The sequence below is a fragment of the Sphingomonas sp. genome (assembly GCF_050725575.1).
Lineage (GTDB): Bacteria > Pseudomonadota > Alphaproteobacteria > Sphingomonadales > Sphingomonadaceae > Sphingomonas.
In genome coordinates this window covers 1-19,991 of sequence record NZ_JBOHHW010000012.1, presented here as the reverse complement: position 1 = coordinate 19,991, position 19,991 = coordinate 1, and the positions used below count along the sequence as shown (strand labels likewise).

The window sequence follows — 19,991 nt, the reverse complement described above, 5'->3', positions numbered from 1 at the left end:
GCAGCATGATGTCATCCGCGAGCGATGTGAATCGGTGCTGCGAACCGAGGGGAAGCAGGTTGTTTGAAGGGACATCGGGACGGCCCGGGTAACGGGTGATCCGGCTTAGCGGAGGGTACGCCGCAGGAAATCGTCGATCGCATCGCCAAAGGCGTCGTTGCGGTCGCCTGCCACCATATGTCCGGCGCGCTCGATCGCGACGATTTCGGCCTGCGGCGCCTGGCGCCGGAACTCGGCGGCGGCGGCGGCGTCGACCACGTCGCTGTTGACGCCCGAGACCAGCAGCAGCGGCAGCGATGGCGGCAGTGCGGCGAGCCGTTCGCTCAGCAGCGCCTCGAGCTCCGGGCCGGGCGGATCGCCGATCACGGCGGGATCCCAATGCCAGCGTAGCCGTCCGTCCGGTCCGGTGCGGAGCGAGCGCATCAGCCCGTCGGGGTTCTTCGATGGCGTGCGATTGGGATTATAGGCCTGGACCGCGGCGGCGGCCTCTTCGGTCGTGGCGAAGCCATCGGGATGCGCCTGCATGAAGGCGCGCACGCGCTCGACTCCGCCCTTGGCGAAGCGCGGCACGATATCGACCAGCACCAGCGCCGTGATCAGCTCGGTCGCATCCTGAGTGGCGAGCAGCGCACTGACCCCGCCCATCGACGCACCGACCAGCGCCGCCGGCCGGCCGATCGTCCGCTGTATGGCGACCAGGTCGCGCGCATGTGCGGGCAGCGAATAATCCCCGGACGGCGACCAGTCGCTGTCGCCATGGCCGCGTGCGTCGTACCGCGCCACCGCGAACCCCGCGCCGGTCAGCCGCGCGGCGGTGCCCGACCAGGCATGGCGTGTCTGCCCGCCGCCGTGCAGCAGCAGCACCAGCGGCGCAGTGCCGGGACCGTCACACTCGCCGATCAGGCGGATGCCTCCCTCGGTCGTGACGGACAGCGGGTGGCTGTCGCTCAAGCGGGCGGTGCCTTGCGCGCAGCAAAGGCAGCGAACGCGGCCGCCGCCTCCGGTGTTGCGAGCTGGCGGATAAAGGCATCGCGATCGGCGCTCAGCGCCGCCTCGATCGCGCCCGCATCGCGCATCAGCCACTTGGTCGCGGCGATCGCCGATGCCGGCTTGAGGGCGACCGCCCGTGCCGCAGCGAGCGCTGCGTCGGCGACCTGGTCCGCCGGCAGCGCGGCATTGGCGATGCCGAGTTCGGCGGCGCGCCGGCCGCTCAGCCGCTCGCCCAGAACGAACAGGGCGAAGGCGCGGACATGACCGATGCGTGCGGGGACGAGCAATGCCGACGCGGCCTCCGGCACCAGGCCGAGATCGATGAACGGCGTGGCCAGCTCGGCATCCTCCGCGACATAAACCAGGTCGCAGTGCAGCAACATGGTCACGCCGATGCCGATCGCGCGGCCGGTAACGGCGGCGACCAGCGCCTTGGGGAAAGTGCTGAGCGCGCGCAGGAACGGCCCGACATTCGATGTCGCGATGTCCTCGGTCCCATTGGCCGACGCGGCGAACATCGAGATGTCGTTGCCGGCGCAGAAATCGGCGCCCGCGCCACGCAGCAGCACGGCGCGGATCGCAGGGTCGGTCGCGGCATGATCGAGCGCGTCGGCGATCGCGCCGTACATCGCGTCGGTGATCGCGTTCTTCTTGGCCGCGCGGTCGAGCGTGATCGACATCACGCCCTGATCGATCGCCACCGCGATATGGGGATCGTGCCGCATCACCGGCTTCCGGTCGCCGCAGCCGGCGCCTCTGGCGCGCGTGCCGGGCCGATGCGCGACAGTGACGATCCGCCATCGCAATCGAGGATCGCGCCGGTGATATATTTGGCGCTGTCAGTGCACAGGAACAGCGCCAGATCGGCGATGTCGCGCTTCTCGCCATAATCGCCGAGCGGGATGACGCTTTTCAGTGCTGCCTCGGATTCCGGCGTTGGGGTGAGCCGCGCCATGCCTTCGGTATCCTTGATCGGCCCCGGCGCGATCGCGTTGACGCGCACGCCGGCCGGGCCCCATTCCAGCGCGAGGCATTTGGTCAGCATGTTGATCCCCGCCTTGGCGGCGCAAGCGTGCGACTGGAACAGGGACGGGTTCACCGCCTGCCCGGCCGTGATCGAGATCACCGAAGCGCCGGGCCTGCGGAGGAATTCATAGCTGGCGCGCAGCACGTTGAAGGTGCCGAGCAGGTCGATATCGATCACTGTCTTGAAGGCATTGGCCGACATGCCGATCGCGGGGGCAAGGAAATTGCCCGCCGCGCCGGACACGATCACGTCGATCGGTCCCCATGCCTCATGCGTGGCGCGGAGCGCCGCCTCGACCCCGGGATAGTCGCGCACATCGACCGCCAGCCCCATCGCCTCGCCGCCGGCGGCGCGCAGTTCGGCAACCGCCGCATCGACCTTTTCGATCCGGCGGCTGATGATCGAGATGCGCGCGCCGGCTGCGGCCAGTCCGTGCGCGATGCCCAGGTTGATGCCGCTCGATCCGCCGGCGATGAACGCGATCTTTCCCTTCAACAACTGCGGCGTGAATGTTTCCATGATCTGTGTCCTTTCAGGCGGCGGTGCGGGCGCGATGGGCATCGGCCCGGTTGACGATGGCGCCGGCATGCGCCGATGAACTGGCGGCGCGGGTGATCGGGCCATCATCGGCAAGCGACGCGAAGCCCCGCGCCACCGAGTCGATGGTCGGTGTGAAATCCCAGAATCCGTCCAGGTCGCCGATCAGCGAGCGGCTGAACCAGCCCGCCATGCCTTGCAGGATCGCGCCGTTCTCCGGGCAGTCGGGATGGCACAACCAGGCGGCGAGCGGTGCGACCAGATCGGGCGCGAGATTGCGGCGCAAGGCGGCGGTGAAGTCGGGCGGCCGATCGGTACCGTCGATCATGCGCGTGAATGCGCCAGGGCTGATGCAATTGACCGCGACGCCGGTGCCGCGCACCGCCGCTGCGAGCGACAGGGTCAGTCCCTGGATCGCGCCCTTGGCCGAGGCATAGGCAGTGCTTTGCGGGCCACCGTAAAGTCCCTGGGTCGAGCCGGTGTTGACGATCCGCCCGGCCCCGGCCGCGCGCATATGCGGCAGTACCGCGCGGCACAGATTATAGCTGCTGCCGAGATGGCTGCGCCAGACCAGCGCGAACTCGTCCAGCGTCGTTTCGGCAAAATCCTTTGCGGGGAGGAAATTGCCGGCATTGTTGATCACCGCGTCGATCCGGCCATGATCGGCGATCAGCCGGGCGACCAGTGCCTCGGCCTGTTCGGGTGACGCGACGTCGGACATGTCCGCGCTTGCCTTGCCCCCGGCCGCGACGATCGCATCGGCCATCTCGCGGGCGGGAAGATCCGAACGGCCGGAGCCCTCAGTACCGACGCCGAGATCATTGACCAAAACAAACGCGCCGAGTCGCGCGAGGTACTGGGCATAGGCCGCGCCGAGGCCACGGCCTGCCCCGGTGACGAGGACAAGCTTGCCATCCATGCGCAGCGCCTGTTGCACCATCATCCTCCCGCTTGACGCAATTAATAGAACGTCGTTAGGTTTGTTGTTGCAGGAGAAACAGCGCATGACAAGTCCCGCGATCACCCCCCCAACTATCTACGCCAGTGTGAGCGCTGAACTCGATCATCCGATCGACGCTGTCTGGGCGCGGATCGGCGCGTTCGGCGGACTGCAACATTGGGCGGACGGTATCAGCGGGTGCAGTGTCGAGGGCGAAGGGCAGGGCGCGATCCGCACCGTTGTGCGCAACGGGTCTGAGGTGCGCGAGCGGCTCGAGGCGATTGATCCGGCGGGCCATATGATCCGCTACCAGATCCTGGCGCCGCATTCGCTACCGGCGGACGATGTTCACGGCGTCATGATATTGCGCGCGATCGGGCCCGCAACCACCCGGATCGTGTGGCGATCGGACGCGACCGCGTTCCGCGTGCCGCCAGAGGCACTCGGCGCGCGGATCGAGCAATTCTATGCAGCGTCGATCGAGGGGTTGCGGCGGCTGCTCGATGCCGGCTGACGGCAGCAGCGCAATCAAGAGCCATATTATTTTTGAGACGATTCCCCGTTTTGCAAATACGGCAGCGATCGTTACGATGCGCATAGGAAGCGGTAAGCGAGGTTTCCAATGTCACTGGCAATCGGTGCGTTCCTGGTTTTGCTTCCCGACCTTTTTGCGGGTGTAGCTGGCTGGAAATCCGGCGTCTGGCAGAAGCGGAATATTGCGCTGCTCGTTGGAATCGCCGTGTTGTTAAGCTTCCCGCTGATGCTGAGGATGACGGGGCTTTATGATGCGTTCATCTTCGTATTGGTGTTTACGACCCGTTTGGCGCTTATGTTTGTGAGCTACTGGTTGGGTTGTGCACTGAAACGGTATCAAATCCGCGTGCATCATCGCCCGTCTTAAAGATCACGGATGCGAAAACCGCCGTCGACGCTCAGCGTCGCGCCGGTGATGAAGCTCGCTTCGTTCGAGGCAAGGAACACGGCGGCATCGGCGATCTCGCGCGGGGTACCGAGCCGGCTGATCACTTGCTTGCCGGTCACCGTGGCGAGCGCGGCGGCATCGTTCAGCCCTTCGAGATGGCGACGCATCAGCGGGGTTTCGACCACGCCGGGGCAAATCGCGTTGCAGCGGATCGGCAGGCCATTCTCGCCGCAATGCAGTGCGGTGCTTTCAGTCAGGTTGAGCACCGCCGCCTTGGATGCGGAATAGGCGCATTGCGTCGACCCCGGCCGCTGGCCGCGTGCGGAGGCGATGTTGACGATCGCGCCGCCTGTGTTCGCCATCAGCCGGACCGCGTGGCGGCAGCCGAGAAAAGTACCGAACGCATTGACGTTCATCACGAAGCGCCAGTCCACGTCACTGGTATCGGCGACCGTGCCGGTACGGCTGGTGCCGGCATTGTTGACCATGATGTCGGGCCGGCCGAAGACCTTTTCCACCGCGGTCAGCGCGGCGCGCCAGTCGGTGTCGGAGGTCACGTCGAGCCATTGGTAAAGCACTCGACCGGGATGCTCGGCCTCGATCTCCCTGCCGTCCGGGTCGAGATCGCCGACCAGCACCAGCGCGCCTTCCGCAACGAAACGGTCGACGATCGCGCGGCCAATGCCGCGCGCGCCGCCGGTAACCACCGCAATGCGGGATGCGAGACGAGTCATCGGGTCGGGCGCGGTATCGGCCGCGTCACCGCGGGGTGAAGCGGACGCGCAGTTCGCGATAGCCGTAGAAGATGTAGCTCGGCACCATCTCGAACTCCTGCTGCAGAATCTCCACGTCGAAACGCTGAAAAGCGCGGGTGAAGAATTCGGTCAGCTCGGTGCGTGCGAGCATATGGCCGACGCAGAAATGCAGCCCGGGACCGAACGCCATCGAGTCACGCAGATTGGCGCGGTCGATATCGGTCTCGAACGGGTCGTCGAACACGCGCGCGTCGATATTCGCGCCGGCATGCATGATCCACAACAGGTCGCCCTTGGCGATCTTTGTCCCGCGTATTTCCAGATCCTCGCCGGCGAAGCGGGTCATGCATTTGACCGTACCGGGATAGCGCAGCAACTCAGTGGTCAAGTTGAAGGCGCAGGCCGGATCGTCGCGCAGGCGCTGCGCCAAGGCGGGATTTTCGACGATCTTGACCAATTGAGTGGCAAGCGTGTGGGCGGTGGTTTCCGCGCCCGCGACGACCATGCCGTGGAGCTGGGCCAGCATCTCGTCATTGCTCAGCTTGCTCAATCCGTCGCGTGCATGGACCATCAGCGAAATGAGATCGTCGCCAGGATTCTTTTCGCGTTCCGGGATGAAGGTGTTGAACACCTCATTCATGGTGCGGATCGACTGGTCGAGTTGAAGCAGCAATTCGGGCGTCACCGTCGCGGCGGAGCTCGCCGCGGTGAAATCCGATGCGAGCTTGAACAGCAAAGGCTGATATTCGTCGGGCAGGCCGAACAGGCGCTGCATCACGCGCGTTGGCAGCGCCGCGCTGACGGTTTTCATGAAATCGAACGTACCGAGCCTGGCGCAGTCGTCGAGCACCTCATCGACCACTTCGGCGATGAAGCTTTCGACCTTGCGAATCGCGCCGCGATCGAACGCCTTCAGCATCAGCACGCGGATGCGCATATGGTCGCGCCCGTCGAGGCGGTTGACGATCAGCCCGGTATAGAGCCGGACCGCCGCGAGCCGCTCCTGCAATTCGGTCGGCATGCCGCGGAACAGCTGGTCGACCCGCGCGGCGGACAGCCGGCGATCGGCAAAGGCGGCGCGGACATCCTCGTAGCGCGAGATGATCCAGCCGCCCTGATTCTTGCTGTAGTAGACCGGCGCCTCTTCCTGCAGCCGGATCAGCGGCGTCCAGGGATCGGCGAGGAAGGCGGGGTCGGCGAAGCTGACATCTTCAATTCCGTCGGGTTCGATCCCGTCGGGCCCAATTCCTTCGGATTTGGTCAGGGCGGCGTTCTGTCCACTGCTCATCGCTCTCTCCCGCGGTGGTTCCCGCCGTTTGCCGCGCCCATCGGGCTTAGGCTTACACCGATAGATAAACGATTCGGCACGGATTTGGCAAATGCTGATTTGCGGTTCGGCGCTGATGCGAGCTTTGGCTCACCATATAATCGAACATTGCTTGAATAATGGCCATGCCGGACTTAGCCTCGCGCAAAATCGAGGAGGACAGGATGCCTAATTCGCTGCTGAGTCGCGTGCCGGTCGATCAATTGCCCGAGGATCTCCGCCGGCTGCGCGAGTCGAGCATCGCGGTGGCGGGCGATGGCGACCGGCTTGAAATCTTCGGGAATCATCCCGCGCTCTATCGCTGGTATCAGGCCAATTTCTACGGCGCGATCTTCCATAACGGCACCGGCGAGATGGTGGTCGATACGAAGTGGAAGGAGCTGATCCGGCTCAAACTGTCGCTGACCAATGGCTGTTTCGTGTGCAACGCGCATAATGTACCCGCGGCGCTGGCGGCGGGGTACAGCCAGGCGCAGATCGATGCGATGGGCGATGCCGACAGCCCCTTGTTCGATGCGCAGGAGCAGGCCGTGCTGGCGCTTGGCGAGATGTTCGCGATCCGCAATGGCGATGCCGTGCTGACGGCTGAATTGCATGCGCAACTGTCACGTTTCTTCGACGATGCGCAGATCCTGGAAATGGGCTTCTTCGCCACGATCGTGAGCGGCTGGACGAAGATGATCTTCGCCTATGACATGGTCACCCGCGAATGTTCGATCGACAGCCCGGAGCGGGTCTTGTCGCCCAGCCGGACGCATGGGGTAGGGGTGTGAGGTGAGGGCGCATTGGTGTTGTGAGGGATAAACCAGCCGTCACCCCGGACTTGTTCCGGCGTCCACCGAGCCGCTTGAGCCGCTTATGCCATTTTTGCGGCACCATGGACCCGGAACAAGTCCGGGGTGACGGAATTGGTTTTGCGATCGTTCGCCTACCCTGGGCGTCGATCCGGCTACAGATCCACGCCCCTGGGATGAAGCCGATACAGCGGATCATCCGGCTTGGGCGCGCCGCGATTGTCGAGATCGGCGTAACGCCCGCTGTCCCATACCGAATTGCCCGTGCGTTCATTGTACCAGTCGATCGCCAGGGTGCGCGCGATGATCCGCCATTCGTCGCCGCGGCGTTCGTGCCGGTCCAGATAGCGCCCGCCGACCACCCGCTCGAGCCGTCCGCCGCCTTCGGCCGGGAAATCATGGAAGCCGGAGAAATAGCATTCGGAAAAAGCGCTGTCCGGGCCGGTCAGGTCGACCCAGATATTGGTGATGCTGTGCGCGGAGATCACCCCTTCCATGAAGGGAAAGCTATAGGCGATGAATTGCTCGACATTGCCCTTGAACACCGCATGGTCGTCGATCGCGTCGGGCCAGTATACCCGGCGCATCAGCTCCGCGTCGCGGCGATCGATCGCGCGGCAATAACCAAGCAGCACCTCGGTGATGGCCTGTTTGTCGAGCAGGTCCTGGAGTGCTTCGGCGGATGGCTGAGCCATTTCTCTCTCCTGTTTCTTTCGCGCTTGACCCCGCGAAAGGTTCATCCCTAATTACCTATCGCCGTTAGAGAAACAAGCGCGTCGAGCGCGTCCGCGGCCATTTCAGGAGAGTGATATGGACGCCGAACAGACCGTGCTCGCCTTTGTCGCGGCATGGAACACGCTCGACGAAGAGCGCATCTATGGCCTGATGGCGGACGATATCGTCTATCACAACATGCCGATGCGGCCGGTGGTCGGGCGCGAGGCGGTGCGCGCGCATCTGGCCGGCTGGCCGGTCGATGCGTGCGAATGGATCGTCAGCCATATCGCGACGCGGGGGGCGGTCGTGCTGACCGAACGGGTCGACCATTTCGTGCGCGGTATGGACCGCATCACCGTGCCGGTGATGGGCGCGTTCGAAGTGGCGGACGGGCGGATCGCGCAGTGGCGCGACTATTTCGACATGGGGGCGCTCAAGCCGCAATCTTCCAAACCGCAGTCCAATCCTCAAACCAAGCCGGTGCAGGCATGAACGCGCCGATCGCCAGTGCGAGCGCGGATCGGCTGCGCAGCATCGCCGATCACGAGACCGGCGCCTACAAATGGTATGTCGCGGCGGTGCTGGGCCTTGCCCATACCATTGCGGTGATCGACCGCTTCGTGATGGTGCTGGTGACCGAACCGATCCGCGCGGCGATGCAGTTGTCGGATACGCAACTCGGCCTGTTGCAGGGGACAGGCTTCGCAATCCTTTATTGCGGGTTTGCGGTGCCGCTCGGCTGCGTCGCCGACGCAACCAACCGACGCAATCTGATCATGGCCGGCCTGTCGCTGTGGAGCCTGGCGACGATAGCCGCAGCGTTCACCACCTCGTTCGAAACCCTGTTCGCCACCCGCATCCTGGTCGGCATGGGCGAGGCGTGCCTGATCCCGGCGGGCATGTCGCTGCTGGCGACCTATTTCGCGCCGGCCAATCTCGCGCGCGGCACGTCGATCTTCGGGCTCGGCGCCAATTTCGGCTATGGCTTCGCATTCCTCGGCGGCGGCGCGATCCTCGCCGGCCTGCAGGCGAGCGGCGGTCTCGCGCTGCCCGGCATCGGCCGGCTCGAACCATGGCAGGGCATCTTCCTGATCGCCGGAGCGGCCGCCGTCCCGGTGCTGATCATGCTGCTGTGGCTGCGCGAGCCGCCGCGCAGGCCTGGCTCGGCGGTCGAAAAAGGCATGGCGGCGCAGCTTGGCGCGATGCGTGAGGGGTTCGGCTATCTCTGGGCCAATTTGCGCAGTTATGCCCCGTTCCTGCTGATCGGCGCGATGACCGCGGTGACCGGCTATGCCATGACCAGCTGGTCCTCCAGCCTGTTCGTGCGCGTCCATGCAATGAGCGCGGCGGATGCCGGCAAGCTGATCGGCCTGATCGGCGTGATCGCCGGGCCGCTCGGCACGATCAGTGGCGGCTATCTGCTTGATCGGCTGCGCGGGAAAGGTGTGGCCGGTGCGCCGCTGATCATCATGGCCGGCGGCGCGATCGTCGCGCTGCTCACCGCGATCGGCGTCGGCTATGCGCCAAGCCTGCCGGTCGCGGCGGCATTCTTCTGCCTGTTCATCTTCGAATCCACCTTTGTCCTGCCGTCGCTTTATGTCGGCATGCAGTTGCTCACGCCCGATCGCTATCGCGGCGTCGCGGCGTCGTTCAACATGATGATCTATACCCTGGCCGGGCTTGGTCTCGGCCCGACGGCGGTGGGGGCAATCAGCGATCACCTGACCGGAAGCAAGGGCCTGGCCGAGGCCGTGGTGATTGTCGAGGTCGCAATGGTGCTGATCATCGTCCCGACCGCCTGGCTTGCGCGGAGGCGTTATGACGCGCGGATGCGGGCGGCGGCAGCCTGACCGGCGTGGCGCGATCCGAAGAAAATCAAAACAAACAGTGACGTAGCAAGATTTCAAGCCATTAATTGGCACCATATTGGTTTGATATTGACACAAAACAAATCACCATTAGATTTGTGCTCAGGCGCCCGGACGAGGAGCCGACAAGCGCGCCGCCGGGATCACCGGAGGTGCGGCATAATCAGCATGGGAGGGTGTCCGATGAGGAATGACCGTAAATCCGGAATAGGCGGCGCATCGCTGGCGATACTCGCCGGGGCGCTGGTCTCGCTGCCCGCCACGGCGCAAACTGTGGAGCCGGCCCCCGCCGCGTCGGCTGCCGTGCCTGTTGCGGCGCCGGCCGCCGAGCCGGCCCAGGATGCCGCACCGGATGCCGCGGCACAGGAAGGGGCCAATGACATCATCGTCACCGCGCAGCGCCGCGACCAGCGCCTGCAGGACGTGCCGATCTCGATCACCGCGCTGACCTCAAGCGAACTGACCGGGCGCGGCATCACCTCGACGCACGACATCGCCCAGTCAGTGACCGGCATGACGATCACCGAAAGCGGCGGCTATGTGCAGCCATTCATTCGCGGCGTCGGATCGACCGTGACCAATCTCGGCGAGCCGGGCTCGGCCGCGACCTATATCGACGGCGTTTATATGCCGACGGTCAACGGCCAACTCTACGAACTCGCCAATGTCGACTCGATCCAGGTGCTGAAGGGGCCGCAGGGCACATTGTTCGGCCGCAATGCCAATACCGGCGCGATCATCATCACCACCCGCCAGCCGCAGCAGGAAGCGGCGGGCTCGTTCACCGCGGGGTTCGGCAATTTCAACTCGGTGAAGCTTAACGGTTTCCTGACCGGCGGTCTTGCCGAGGGGATCGCGATCTCGCTGGCGGGCAATTACGACCGCCATGATGGCTGGTTTCACAATCTCAATCCGGCCAATGGCGCCGGCGCGCGGATCGGCGATTCGGAGCGCTACACGCTGCGCGGCGCAATCCTGATCGAGCCGAGCTCGACGCTGAAGATTACGCTGAGCGCGGACGGATCGCATGGCGACGACGCCAGCCCGATCATCCTGCAGCCGATCAACGGCTATCAGGGTTATGTTCCGGGCGGGCTGCGCCCCTATGCGCCGTACGATTACATCGGCAATGAGAATATCCGTTACCTCACCGGCCAGTGGGGCCTGTCCGGCAAGATCGACTGGGATCTCGGATCGGTCTCGCTCGTCTCGACCACGGCGTTCCGCCACTATCTGTCGAAATCGGTCTTCTATGATTCGGATACCACGCCGGCGCGACTGTCGGCGATCAACAACCGCGATGTCGGCAATAATCTCACTCAGGAGCTCCTGCTCAGCTCGAACGGCAGCGGCGCGTTCAGCTGGGTCGTGGGCGGCTTCTATCTGCGCCAGAACGGCAAGCTCGATCCGTTGCGCATCTATTCGGGTGCGGGCAGTACCACGATCGAGGTTCAGCAGATCACCGAGGCCTTTGCCGGTTTCGCCGACGCGACACTGAAGCTCGGCAAATTCGAGATCACCGGCGGCCTGCGCTACAGCAATGAGACCAAGACGATCAGCGGCCAGTCCAACGGTATCCCGGTCCTGACCGACGAGAGCCACACCTGGAATGCGTTCACCCCGCGTGCCGTGCTGGCCTATCATCCTGACCATGACACGATGGTCTATGCGAGCTTCTCGCGGGGCTTCAAAAGCGGCGCGTTCAACGCGAACGCGCTATCGAAAGTGCCGATCAACCCGGAAAGCGTCGACGCGTATGAAATCGGCGCGAAGCTGTCGCCGATGCCCGGCGTGACGATCAATGGGTCGGTGTTTCACTATAATACCAAGGACCTGCAGGTGCAGGCGCTCAATCCGAATACCAATTTGATCGAGCTGCGCAATGCGGCGAAGGTGCGGTCGAACGGCGCGGATCTCGACATCGTTTATTCGCCGTCGCGCGAACTGAATCTGAAGCTCGGCGTGTCCTATCTCAACGCCAAGTTCACGGAGTTTAAGAACGCCCAGGTGTTTGTCCCGTCGGACATCGTAAAAGACGGCCGCAACATGACGAGGATCGTCGATGTGACGGGCAAGCGCAACGTGCGCTCGCCCGACTGGACGATCAACTTCGCCGCCGACTACAAGGTGGAGATGAGCAATGGCGGGTCGATCGTGCCGTCGTTCAACGTCTATTATTCGTCCAGATTCTACTGGACGACCGACAACCGCATCGCCGAACCGTCGCACGTCGTGGCCAATGCCAGCGTGACCTGGAACCTGCCGGGCGACCGTTTCTCGGTCACTGTCTGGGGCCGCAATATCACTGACGAGGTCCGCTTCCGCAACGTCTCCGCCACGGCGCAGGCCGATCGGCGCGCGGCCGACGAACCGGCGCTGTACGGCGTCAGGCTGGGGTATAAATTCTAGCATGTCAGAGCGGATGAATCGTGATGAGTGACGATCGGGACGAACGGGCGATCGATCATCACGGCGCGGATTTCGCCCGCGACCATCATGCCTTGTACCGCGAGGCACGCGGGTCCTGTCCGGTGCTTCATTCCGGCGCGCATGGCCGGTTCGCGATCGTGACCCGCTATGCCGATAATCGCGCCGCGCTGCGTGACTCCGCGACATTTTCCTCGGGCCGGTTTGCGCTCGATAATGGGCGGCTCGGCGGCGGGGTCGCGATTCCGCCCAACGGCATGCGCATCGGCATGATCGAGATGGATGCGCCGCGCGCGGGCGAGTTGCGTGCGATCCTGCAACCTTGGTTCACGATTCCCGCGGTCGAGGCGGCAAGCGCGCGGATCGGGCAGATTTCGCGCTGGCTGATCGACACGCTGATCGAGCGCGGCGCGTGCGATGTGGTCGACGATCTTGCCAAGCCGATGCCCTCGCTGCTGATCCTCGATGTGCTCGGCCTGTCGCTTGACCGCTGGCGCGACTATGGCCGGGTGCTGCATGAGGCGGTGGCCAAGTCGAGCGGGTCGATCGAGGGACTGCGCTGGCTTGCCGCGGATCTGCGCCGTAGCGTCGCCGAGGGCGATTATGATCAGGACGGACTGCTCGCCGCGCTGATGGCGGCAGAGGTGCAGGGCGAGCCGCTTGGCGCCGCCATGGTCTGCGAACTGGCGATGATGCTGTTGTTCGGCGGCACCGACACGACGATCGCCGCGATCGGCCATATGCTGCGGCATTTGACCGAGCACCCAGAAGACCGCGCCCGGCTGATCGCCGAGCCGGCGCGGATCGGTGCGGCGGTCGAGGAAATCTTCCGCCTCCATTCACCCAGCACCGGGGTCGCACGCACCGTGATGGCGCCGATCGAGATTGCAGGGAGCAGCTTTGCGCCGGGCGACCGGGTGATGTTCGCGATCAATTCGGCCAATCGCGACGAGGCGGTGTTCGTCGATGCCGAGCGCTTCAATCTCGACCGGCCCAAGCGGCCGCATCTCGCCTTTGGTTGGGGCGCGCATGCCTGTCTCGGGCAGAATCTCGCGCGCGCCGATCTGCGCATCTTCCTCACCGAGATCCTTGAGCGGATGCCCGACTTCCAGGTCGATCTTGATCGCGCGGAGCGCTATACGAGCATCCCGCTGGTCAATGGCCATGCGCGCATGCCGATGCGTTTCACTCCTGGTACGCCGAGCCAGTCACCGGTCGGCACCTGGCCGGTGCTGACCATGCCCAGGCTCCGGCCGATCGCGTAACGGATCAGCGGCCCAGGTCGAGCCGCGCATCGGCCAGCCACGGCGCGGCGGCGCTGGCATGGTCCTCATGCTCGGCGATCGCGGTCTCGAAAGCGAGCGACTGGGCGATGTCGTCGATCCCGCCGAGGAGGCGCGCACGGCGTGGCGCATCGATCTCGAACCGCGTCACGCCGCCGTGGCGCGCGATGGTCTGCGTTTCGAGATCGACCGTCATCGTCGCGGTGTCGGGATCGGCCGCCTCGGCCATCAACAGATCGACCGTATCGCGCGGCAGGCAGATCGGCAGGATGCCGTTCTTGAAGCAATTGCCGTGGAAGATGTCGGCAAAGCCCGGCGCGATGATGCAGCGTATGCCGAAATCGAGCAGCGCCCAGGGGGCATGCTCGCGGCTCGAGCCGCAGCCGAAATTATCGAGCGTGATCAGGATTCCGGCCTCGCGCCATGGCGTGCGGTTGAGGATGAAATCCGCGCGCTCGCGCCCGTCGACATCAACGCGCAAGGCATGGAACAATCCCTTGCCGAGCCCGGCGCGCGACACCGTCTTGAGGAACGCGGCCGACAGGATCATGTCGGTGTCGATATTGGCGATCGGCAGCGGCGCGGCGATCGCGGTGAGATGGCGGAACGGCGTCATCACGCCATGTCCCGAACGTCGGTCAGATGCCCGGCGATCGCGGCGGCGGCCGCCATCGCCGGCGAGACGAGATGCGTGCGCCCGCCGGGACCCTGACGCCCCTCGAAATTGCGGTTGGAGGTGGAGGCGCAGCGTTCGCCCGGCGCGAGCCGATCGGGATTAAGGCCAAGGCACATTGAGCAGCCCGCGTCGCGCCAGTCGAAGCCGGCGTCGCGGAAGATGCGGTCGAGTCCCTCGCGCTCGGCCGCCAGTTTGACCGCAGCGGAGCCGGGCACGACCAGCGCGCGGACATGCGGCGCGACATGGCGGCCGCGCGCGACCATCGCGGCCGCGCGCAGATCCTCGATCCGGCTGTTGGTGCAACTGCCGATAAAGGCGACCTGGATCGGCAGACCGGCCAGCGCCTGGCCCGGCGCCAGTCCCATATAGTCGAGCATGCGAATGATTTGGGCGCGCCGTGCCGGATCGCTTTCGGCAGCGGGATCGGGCGCGGCACCGGCAATGCTCGTCACCGCCTCCGGGCTGGTGCCCCAGGTGACCATTGGCGCAATGTCGCGCGCGTCGAGTATCACCTCGGCATCGTAAACCGCACCGGGATCGGAGGCGAGGTCGCGCCATTGTCCGACCGCGCGGTCGAACGCCGCGCCCTGCGGCGCGCAAGGCCGGCCCTTCAGCCAGGCGAAGGCTTTCTCGTCGGGCGCGATCATGCCGGCGCGCGCGCCGGCCTCGATCGACATGTTGCAGATCGTCATGCGTCCCGCCATGTCCATCGCCGATACGGCCGCGCCGGCATATTCGATGACATGGCTGGTCGCGCCGGCGGTACCGATGCGGCCGATGATCGCGAGGATGACATCCTTCGGCGTCACACCGGCGCCAAGCGATCCATCGATGCGAATCAGCATGGTTTTCGCTGGCTTCTGCACCAATGTCTGGGTTGCCAGCACATGCTCGGCCTCCGACGTGCCGATGCCGAAGGCCAGCGCGCCGAACGCGCCGTGCGTCGACGTATGGCTGTCGCCGCACACGATCGTCGCGCCGGGCAGGGTCAGGCCGAGTTCCGGACCGACGACGTGAACAATGCCGTGGCGCGGCCCGTCGAGCGCGGCATAATTCAGCCCGAACTCGCGCGCGTTGCGTTCGAGCGTTTCCACCTGAAGCCGGCTGTCCGGATCGCGGATTGCGGCCAGCCCGCCGGCGCGATTTTCGGTCGGGACATTATGGTCGGCAACCGCGAACGTCAGGTCGGGACGGCGCACCCTGCGCCCGGCGGCGCGCAGGCCATCGAAGGCCTGCGGGCTGGTCACTTCGTACAGCAAATGCCGGTCGATATAGAGCAGCCATTCGTCACCGCCGAGCGGGGCGACGGCATGCGTGTCCCAGACTTTGCGATAGAGTGTCCGGGGTGCTGCGGCCGGCATCAGATCACGCCGTCGCGGCGCAGCGCAGCGATTGCCGCGTCGTCCAGTCCGAGAAGTTCGCCCAGCACCTCGCCGGTATGCGTGCCGATCGCCGGCCCGGCCCAGCGCACCGCATCGGGATCGCCCACCATGTGCGGCACCACGCCGCCGTGAAGTACTGGCCGGTCGAAGCCGGGATCGGCGACCTCACGCACCATGCCGCGCGCACGATATTGCGGATCGGCGGCGATGTCGGCGGCGGTATAGACTTTGGAGCTGGGGATGTCGGCCTGCTCCAGCAGCGCCACCAGCGCCGTCGCGCTGTGTTGGCGTGACCAGTCGCCAATCAGCGCATCGAGCGTGGCCGAATTGGCCACACGTTGCTGGTTGCCGTCATAGCCCGGTGCGCCGATCAGGTCGGTCCGGCCGATCAGAGTCATCAGCCGGGCAAAGAGCGGCTCGGAATTGGCGGCGATCAGGATCCAGGCGCCGTCGGCACTGGGATAGGCATTGGTCGGCGCAGCGGTGGCGATGCCGCCCCCGCCCGGCTGCTTGACCTTGCCCAGCGCACCATATTCGGGAAGCATCCCCTCCATCAGGCTGAGCATGCTTTCGGTCAGCGCGACGTCGATCGTCCGGCCACGGCCATCGCCCGCGGCGCGGTCGCGTTGCCACAGCGCTGCGAGCACGCCGAGCGCGGCATAGAGGCCGGAGACTGAATCGCCGACGCTGACACCGACCCGGACCGGCGGCAGGTCGACGGTGCCGGGCGGATGATCGGTCAGATACCGCAAGCCGCCGATCGCTTCGCCAATCACGCCAAAGGCGGCGCGGTCGCGATACGGTCCGGTCTGCCCATAGCCCGAGATGTGCGCGACGATCAGGTCGGGCCGCGCGGTGCGGAGCGTCTCGGGCGAAAGGCCGAGCTTGGCAAGCTGTCCGGGGCGGAAATTCTCGATCACTGCGTCGCAGTGCGGCACCAGCGAGAGGATCAGCTCGCGTGCCTTTGGATGCTTCAGATTGACGGTGATGCTGCGCTTGCCGCGGGCATGCATCGACCACCACAGCGACTTGCCGTCGATCTGCTCGCCCCATTGCCGTGCCGGATCGCCCTCCGGCGGTTCGACCTTGATGATATCGGCACCGAGATCGGCAAGGATCCGGGTGGCGAACGGCGCCGCGACGAAATGACCGATTTCCAGCACGCGCAACCCGGCAAGCACCTGCTGCGTCTCGCCCGCATCCTCGGCCATTCTGCCCTCTCCGCTTATTCCGATTTGATTAGCTAACGATGTTAGATATACAAGTAAATGCCAGGAGGGCGATGATGTACGAACGCGCACTGAGCCCGATCAAAATGGGCGGCGTCGAGATCAAGAACCGTATCGCGCGGACCGCGCATGCGACAATGATGGCACGCGGCGGCCAGATCACCGATGCGCTGATCGCCTATCATCTGGCGCGCGGGCAGGGCGGGGTCGGGCTGACCATCCTCGAGGCGGCGGGGGTTCATCCATCGTCCTTGCTCTCGCTCGCCAATCTCGATGACTCGGTCATCGATGGTTACCGGCACTTGATGAATGCGATCAGGCCCACCGGCATGCGCGTGTTCCAGCAGCTCTGGCATGGCGGCCATATCTATATGCAGCCGGACGGGTCGCCGCCGCTCGCGCCGTCGGCGGTGCCGAGTCCGATTGCCGGGATTGCGCCACAACCAATGACGCGCCGCCAGATCGACGCACTGGTTACGGCCTATGCCGCCGCCGCAGCGCGCTGCGAGCAAGGCGGGCTGGACGGGGTCGAGATTCATGCCGGGCATGGCTATCTGCTGGCGCAGTTCCTCTCGCCGGTACTCAATCGGCGTGAGGATGATTATGGCGGGCCGCTGGAAAACCGTATGCGGCTGCTGTTGCGCGTGCTGACAGCGGTGCGCGACGCGGTGTCGCCCGGTTTCGCGATCGGTGTTCGGCTGAGCGACAGCGCTGACCCGCGCATCCTCGGCATGGACGAAGTCGGGCAGGTCGCGCATCGGCTCGAACGCGACCGTCTGATCGACTATGTCAACATGTCCTATGGCGACTATTACGCGCTGCACCGGCAGGTCGGGGCGATGGACGTGCCGACCGGCTTCCAGATTCCGCACACCGCGCCGCCGGTTGCCGATATCAGGCTGCCGCGCCTGCTCAATGGCCGGTTCAGGACACTCGAGGAAGTCGAGCAGGTGCTGCGCGCCGGCGAGGCCGACATCATCTCGATGGTCCGCGCGCATATCGCCGATCCCGATATCGTGGTGAAGTCCGCCGCCGGTACGCCTGAACGCGTGCGTCCCTGCATCGCCTGCAACCAGGGATGCATCGGGCGTGTCGCGACTTTCGGGCGCCTGGGCTGTGTGGTGAACACCGCCGCCGGTGATGAGGTGATGCTGGCCGAGCGGCTGATCCGGCCCGGCCCCGCGCCGGCGAGAGTCCTGGTCGTCGGGGGCGGCCCCGCGGGAATGGAAGCGGCGCGCATCGCCGCGCTTGCCGGACACCATGTCGTGCTGGCCGAGGCGATGCCGGCGCTGGGCGGCCTGACTGCACTTTACCGATCGGCACCGCGTATGGGCACGATCGGCGACATCGTCGGATGGCTCGAACAGGAAGTCTATCGGCTCGGCGTGGAGGTGCGCCTGTCAACCTATATGGATGCCGATGACATCGCCGAAGAATCCGTCGACAGCGTGATCCTGGCAATCGGCGCCGAACTCGATCCGCCGCTGCAGCAGATCCAGTTTCCTGCCGATGATATCGTTTGCGCGCCGGATGCCGGCATCATCACCTCGATCGACCTGTTCACTGACCGGGTTGCGGATCGCGGGCGCAGTGCCCTGGTGGTCGACGAGACAGGGCATTACGAGGCCGTTGCCTGCGCCGAGCATCTGCTCGAACGGGGATTGGCAGTGACCTTCGTGACTCGGCACAAAATGTTCGTGCCGGGCATCGATATCACGCTGCGCACTCAGTCAGCGCTCGAACGGCTTTATGGGCGCGGCGACTTCACCTTGCGTGTTGGAACGCGAGTGGCGGCGGTGCGCAAAGGGGCGGCGGATATCGCACCCAATTTCGGTGCGACGATCGAGACGGTTGCCGCCGATAGCGTGATCTGGGTGCCGGTCCGCCCGGGCCAGCCGGATCTCATCGCCGAGCTTGAGGCGCGGGGCATCCACGCGGTTGCGGTTGGTGATATGCTGGCGGGCCGGAATTTGCAGACCGCGATCCGCGAAGGCCATCTGGCCGCGCGGGCACTCCCGCCGGGCGCGGCGCAGCGGCTGAGCGTTGCCGCCTGATGCCACTATGAGAGGATCGGCCGGGTCGGTCGGCTTGAGGAGAATGACAATGTTCCGCGAAAATCTCGATGCCGACGGTATCCTTGAGCTGGTCGTCGACCGGCCGCCGGTCAACGCGTTCAGCATTGGCCTGCTGCGCGATCTCGCGGCGCGGATCGATGCGGTGCGCGGCGAGCCCGAGGTCAGGGCCGTGGTGCTGCGTGCCGACGGGCGCGGCTTCTGCGGTGGCGGCGACGTGAAGGAGGTCGAGAGTCTTGCCGGCTTCGAGGGAATTCTCGGCCAGTCGGCGGGGTCGCTCGGGTTGAGCCTTGCGGTACTGCACTGCGTCGTGCCGGTTGTGTGTGGCGTGCATGGTTATTGCATCGGCGCGGGCGTGCTGATCGCCGGGGCAGCCGATATTCTCGTCGCCTCGCGCGACACCCGCTTCGTGCTGGCGGAGATCGACAATGGCGCCACCGCCGGCGGCGTGCAGGCGTTGAAACTGATGCCTGAAAAGCGCGTCCGCGCGGCGATGATGACGGCCGAGCCGGTCATGGCGCAGGAGCTTCATGCGCTGGGCAGTATCTGTCGGCTGGTCGATGCGCATGACGCGGTGGCGGTCGAGACGATGGCCGTCGCGCGCGCCATCGCCGCCAAGAGCCCGGAGGCGATGCGCCGGCTGAAGCTGTCGCTGAACAACACGACCAAGGCGCATGAACTGCTCACGCTCTACCGCGCCGAGATGAGCTATACCTATGAACTCAACATCATGGGCGAAGCCAGTGCCGGGCGGACCGCCTTTATCGAGGGCAAGCGCGAAAGCTATGCGCGGTAGAATGCCCTTTCGATCGGCGAAGATCGGACCGCTGCACACTGCCAAGCGGGCCGGCACGACGGCTCGCGCCGATTCAACCTTGCTGCTGGACATGCCAGTGTCGTGGTGGACGGAACGCTTGTCGGCGCCGCCCCGCTCTTTGACATGACTGGATAATTTACGCGTCCTGCGCGACCGCTGTTCCGGCATGAACAGCGGTCGCTCACCCCTGTTAATGCGCTTTCCCACCCCTGTTATTGTTAACAGGGG

General features: G+C 65.3%; 19 protein-coding genes. 9 read left to right on the top strand and 10 right to left on the bottom strand.

The annotated features are described in order from the left end of the window. Positions 1 to 105 precede the first annotated feature (105 nt). The 4 genes from ACRECS_RS10400 to ACRECS_RS10385 are packed head-to-tail and all read right to left on the bottom strand — an operon-like array spanning position 106 to position 3,473. A complete protein-coding gene (locus ACRECS_RS10400; RefSeq protein ID WP_431582894.1) occupies positions 106 to 951 on the bottom strand; it encodes an alpha/beta fold hydrolase in 846 nt (281 codons plus the stop codon). Next, positions 948 to 1,715, bottom strand: coding sequence for an enoyl-CoA hydratase-related protein (locus tag ACRECS_RS10395; protein WP_431582893.1), 768 nt, complete (start codon positions 1,713 to 1,715; stop codon positions 948 to 950). The genes ACRECS_RS10400 and ACRECS_RS10395 overlap by 4 nt, the downstream gene beginning before the upstream one ends. After that, a complete protein-coding gene (locus tag ACRECS_RS10390; protein ID WP_431582892.1) occupies positions 1,715 to 2,536 on the bottom strand; it encodes an SDR family oxidoreductase in 822 nt (273 codons plus the stop codon). Before ACRECS_RS10390 ends, ACRECS_RS10395 begins: the two co-directional genes overlap by 1 nt. A 13-nt stretch (positions 2,537 to 2,549) precedes the next feature. Beyond that, complete coding sequence (locus ACRECS_RS10385) at positions 2,550 to 3,473, bottom strand: SDR family NAD(P)-dependent oxidoreductase (RefSeq protein WP_431582891.1); 924 nt, start codon at positions 3,471 to 3,473, stop codon at positions 2,550 to 2,552. An 85-nt stretch (positions 3,474 to 3,558) separates the two neighbouring features. Between ACRECS_RS10385 and ACRECS_RS10380 the strand changes: the two genes are divergently transcribed. Further along, positions 3,559 to 4,008, top strand: a complete 450-nt coding sequence (locus ACRECS_RS10380) for an SRPBCC family protein (protein WP_431582890.1) — start codon at positions 3,559 to 3,561, stop codon at positions 4,006 to 4,008. 108 nt (positions 4,009 to 4,116) lie between these two features. After that, complete coding sequence (locus ACRECS_RS10375) at positions 4,117 to 4,395, top strand: hypothetical protein (protein ID WP_431582889.1); 279 nt, start codon at positions 4,117 to 4,119, stop codon at positions 4,393 to 4,395. Here ACRECS_RS10375 and ACRECS_RS10370 read toward each other — a convergent pair. Next, positions 4,392 to 5,150, bottom strand: coding sequence for an SDR family NAD(P)-dependent oxidoreductase (locus tag ACRECS_RS10370; protein ID WP_431582888.1), 759 nt, complete (start codon positions 5,148 to 5,150; stop codon positions 4,392 to 4,394). The two genes, ACRECS_RS10375 and ACRECS_RS10370, sit on opposite strands and share 4 nt — an antisense overlap. A gap of 25 nt (positions 5,151 to 5,175) precedes the next feature. Beyond that, complete coding sequence (locus tag ACRECS_RS10365; RefSeq protein ID WP_431582887.1) at positions 5,176 to 6,459, bottom strand: cytochrome P450; 1,284 nt, start codon at positions 6,457 to 6,459, stop codon at positions 5,176 to 5,178. Between the two features lie 203 nt (positions 6,460 to 6,662). Between ACRECS_RS10365 and ACRECS_RS10360 the strand changes: the two genes are divergently transcribed. Further along, the gene (locus ACRECS_RS10360) at positions 6,663 to 7,271 is read left to right on the top strand and encodes a carboxymuconolactone decarboxylase family protein (RefSeq protein ID WP_431582886.1); all 609 of its coding nucleotides are present in this window, start codon (positions 6,663 to 6,665) and stop codon (positions 7,269 to 7,271) included. A gap of 176 nt (positions 7,272 to 7,447) precedes the next feature. On the opposite strand, the gene ACRECS_RS10355 is transcribed toward ACRECS_RS10360, so the two are convergent. Next, positions 7,448 to 7,987: a nuclear transport factor 2 family protein gene (locus ACRECS_RS10355; RefSeq protein WP_431582885.1), complete on the bottom strand. Its 540-nt coding sequence runs from the start codon at positions 7,985 to 7,987 to the stop codon at positions 7,448 to 7,450. A 115-nt stretch (positions 7,988 to 8,102) separates the two neighbouring features. Here ACRECS_RS10355 and ACRECS_RS10350 point away from each other — a divergent pair, with 115 nt between their 5' ends. The 4 genes from ACRECS_RS10350 (at position 8,103) to ACRECS_RS10335 (ending at position 13,569) form a co-directional block, all read left to right on the top strand. Further along, on the top strand, positions 8,103 to 8,501 hold the full coding sequence (locus ACRECS_RS10350; protein ID WP_431582884.1) for a limonene-1,2-epoxide hydrolase family protein: 399 nt from the start codon (positions 8,103 to 8,105) through the stop codon (positions 8,499 to 8,501). Further along, positions 8,498 to 9,859, top strand: a complete 1,362-nt coding sequence (locus ACRECS_RS10345) for an MFS transporter (RefSeq protein WP_431582883.1) — start codon at positions 8,498 to 8,500, stop codon at positions 9,857 to 9,859. The genes ACRECS_RS10350 and ACRECS_RS10345 overlap by 4 nt, the downstream gene beginning before the upstream one ends. Before the next feature lie 201 nt (positions 9,860 to 10,060). Further along, on the top strand, positions 10,061 to 12,286 hold the full coding sequence (locus ACRECS_RS10340) for a TonB-dependent receptor (protein ID WP_431582882.1): 2,226 nt from the start codon (positions 10,061 to 10,063) through the stop codon (positions 12,284 to 12,286). Positions 12,287 to 12,309: 23 nt separating this feature from the next. After that, on the top strand, positions 12,310 to 13,569 hold the full coding sequence (locus ACRECS_RS10335; protein WP_431582881.1) for a cytochrome P450: 1,260 nt from the start codon (positions 12,310 to 12,312) through the stop codon (positions 13,567 to 13,569). 4 nt (positions 13,570 to 13,573) lie between these two features. Here ACRECS_RS10335 and leuD read toward each other — a convergent pair whose 3' ends face one another. Genes leuD through ACRECS_RS10320 form a run of 3 tightly spaced genes read right to left on the bottom strand, consistent with a single transcriptional unit; the run spans position 13,574 to position 16,856 of the window. Continuing rightward, positions 13,574 to 14,203 (bottom strand): 3-isopropylmalate dehydratase small subunit, encoded by a 630-nt coding sequence (gene leuD / locus ACRECS_RS10330; RefSeq protein ID WP_431582880.1) that lies wholly within the window; start codon positions 14,201 to 14,203, stop codon positions 13,574 to 13,576. Next, positions 14,203 to 15,624: a 3-isopropylmalate dehydratase large subunit gene (leuC, locus tag ACRECS_RS10325; protein WP_431582879.1), complete on the bottom strand. Its 1,422-nt coding sequence runs from the start codon at positions 15,622 to 15,624 to the stop codon at positions 14,203 to 14,205. Before leuC ends, leuD begins: the two co-directional genes overlap by 1 nt. Next, positions 15,624 to 16,856 (bottom strand): CaiB/BaiF CoA transferase family protein, encoded by a 1,233-nt coding sequence (locus ACRECS_RS10320; protein ID WP_431582878.1) that lies wholly within the window; start codon positions 16,854 to 16,856, stop codon positions 15,624 to 15,626. The genes leuC and ACRECS_RS10320 overlap by 1 nt, the downstream gene beginning before the upstream one ends. Positions 16,857 to 16,930: 74 nt before the next feature. Here ACRECS_RS10320 and ACRECS_RS10315 point away from each other — a divergent pair, with 74 nt between their 5' ends. After that, entirely contained in the window at positions 16,931 to 18,928 is a 1,998-nt protein-coding gene (locus tag ACRECS_RS10315; protein ID WP_431582877.1) for an FAD-dependent oxidoreductase, read from the top strand. 49 nt (positions 18,929 to 18,977) lie between these two features. Beyond that, positions 18,978 to 19,742: an enoyl-CoA hydratase-related protein gene (locus tag ACRECS_RS10310; protein WP_431582876.1), complete on the top strand. Its 765-nt coding sequence runs from the start codon at positions 18,978 to 18,980 to the stop codon at positions 19,740 to 19,742. The last annotated feature ends 249 nt before the right edge of the window (positions 19,743 to 19,991 follow it).

What these genes read in the sequence shown, in the direction of transcription:
- ACRECS_RS10310 (WP_431582876.1), top strand. Translation starts at nt 18,978, where the DNA reads ATGTTCCGCGAAAATCTCGATGCCGACGGTATCCTTGAGCTGGTCGTC.
- leuC (WP_431582879.1), bottom strand. Translation starts at nt 15,624, where the DNA reads ATGCCGGCCGCAGCACCCCGGACACTCTATCGCAAAGTCTGGGACACG.
- ACRECS_RS10390 (WP_431582892.1), bottom strand. Translation starts at nt 2,536, where the DNA reads ATGGAAACATTCACGCCGCAGTTGTTGAAGGGAAAGATCGCGTTCATC.
- ACRECS_RS10320 (WP_431582878.1), bottom strand. Translation starts at nt 16,856, where the DNA reads ATGGCCGAGGATGCGGGCGAGACGCAGCAGGTGCTTGCCGGGTTGCGC.
- ACRECS_RS10355 (WP_431582885.1), bottom strand. Translation starts at nt 7,987, where the DNA reads ATGGCTCAGCCATCCGCCGAAGCACTCCAGGACCTGCTCGACAAACAG.
- ACRECS_RS10395 (WP_431582893.1), bottom strand. Translation starts at nt 1,715, where the DNA reads ATGCGGCACGATCCCCATATCGCGGTGGCGATCGATCAGGGCGTGATG.
- ACRECS_RS10350 (WP_431582884.1), top strand. Translation starts at nt 8,103, where the DNA reads ATGGACGCCGAACAGACCGTGCTCGCCTTTGTCGCGGCATGGAACACG.
- ACRECS_RS10385 (WP_431582891.1), bottom strand. Translation starts at nt 3,473, where the DNA reads ATGGATGGCAAGCTTGTCCTCGTCACCGGGGCAGGCCGTGGCCTCGGC.
- ACRECS_RS10360 (WP_431582886.1), top strand. Translation starts at nt 6,663, where the DNA reads ATGCCTAATTCGCTGCTGAGTCGCGTGCCGGTCGATCAATTGCCCGAG.
- ACRECS_RS10370 (WP_431582888.1), bottom strand. Translation starts at nt 5,150, where the DNA reads ATGACTCGTCTCGCATCCCGCATTGCGGTGGTTACCGGCGGCGCGCGC.
- ACRECS_RS10375 (WP_431582889.1), top strand. Translation starts at nt 4,117, where the DNA reads ATGTCACTGGCAATCGGTGCGTTCCTGGTTTTGCTTCCCGACCTTTTT.
- ACRECS_RS10365 (WP_431582887.1), bottom strand. Translation starts at nt 6,459, where the DNA reads ATGAGCAGTGGACAGAACGCCGCCCTGACCAAATCCGAAGGAATTGGG.
- ACRECS_RS10315 (WP_431582877.1), top strand. Translation starts at nt 16,931, where the DNA reads ATGTACGAACGCGCACTGAGCCCGATCAAAATGGGCGGCGTCGAGATC.
- ACRECS_RS10340 (WP_431582882.1), top strand. Translation starts at nt 10,061, where the DNA reads ATGAGGAATGACCGTAAATCCGGAATAGGCGGCGCATCGCTGGCGATA.
- leuD (WP_431582880.1), bottom strand. Translation starts at nt 14,203, where the DNA reads ATGACGCCGTTCCGCCATCTCACCGCGATCGCCGCGCCGCTGCCGATC.
- ACRECS_RS10345 (WP_431582883.1), top strand. Translation starts at nt 8,498, where the DNA reads ATGAACGCGCCGATCGCCAGTGCGAGCGCGGATCGGCTGCGCAGCATC.
- ACRECS_RS10335 (WP_431582881.1), top strand. Translation starts at nt 12,310, where the DNA reads ATGAGTGACGATCGGGACGAACGGGCGATCGATCATCACGGCGCGGAT.
- ACRECS_RS10380 (WP_431582890.1), top strand. Translation starts at nt 3,559, where the DNA reads ATGACAAGTCCCGCGATCACCCCCCCAACTATCTACGCCAGTGTGAGC.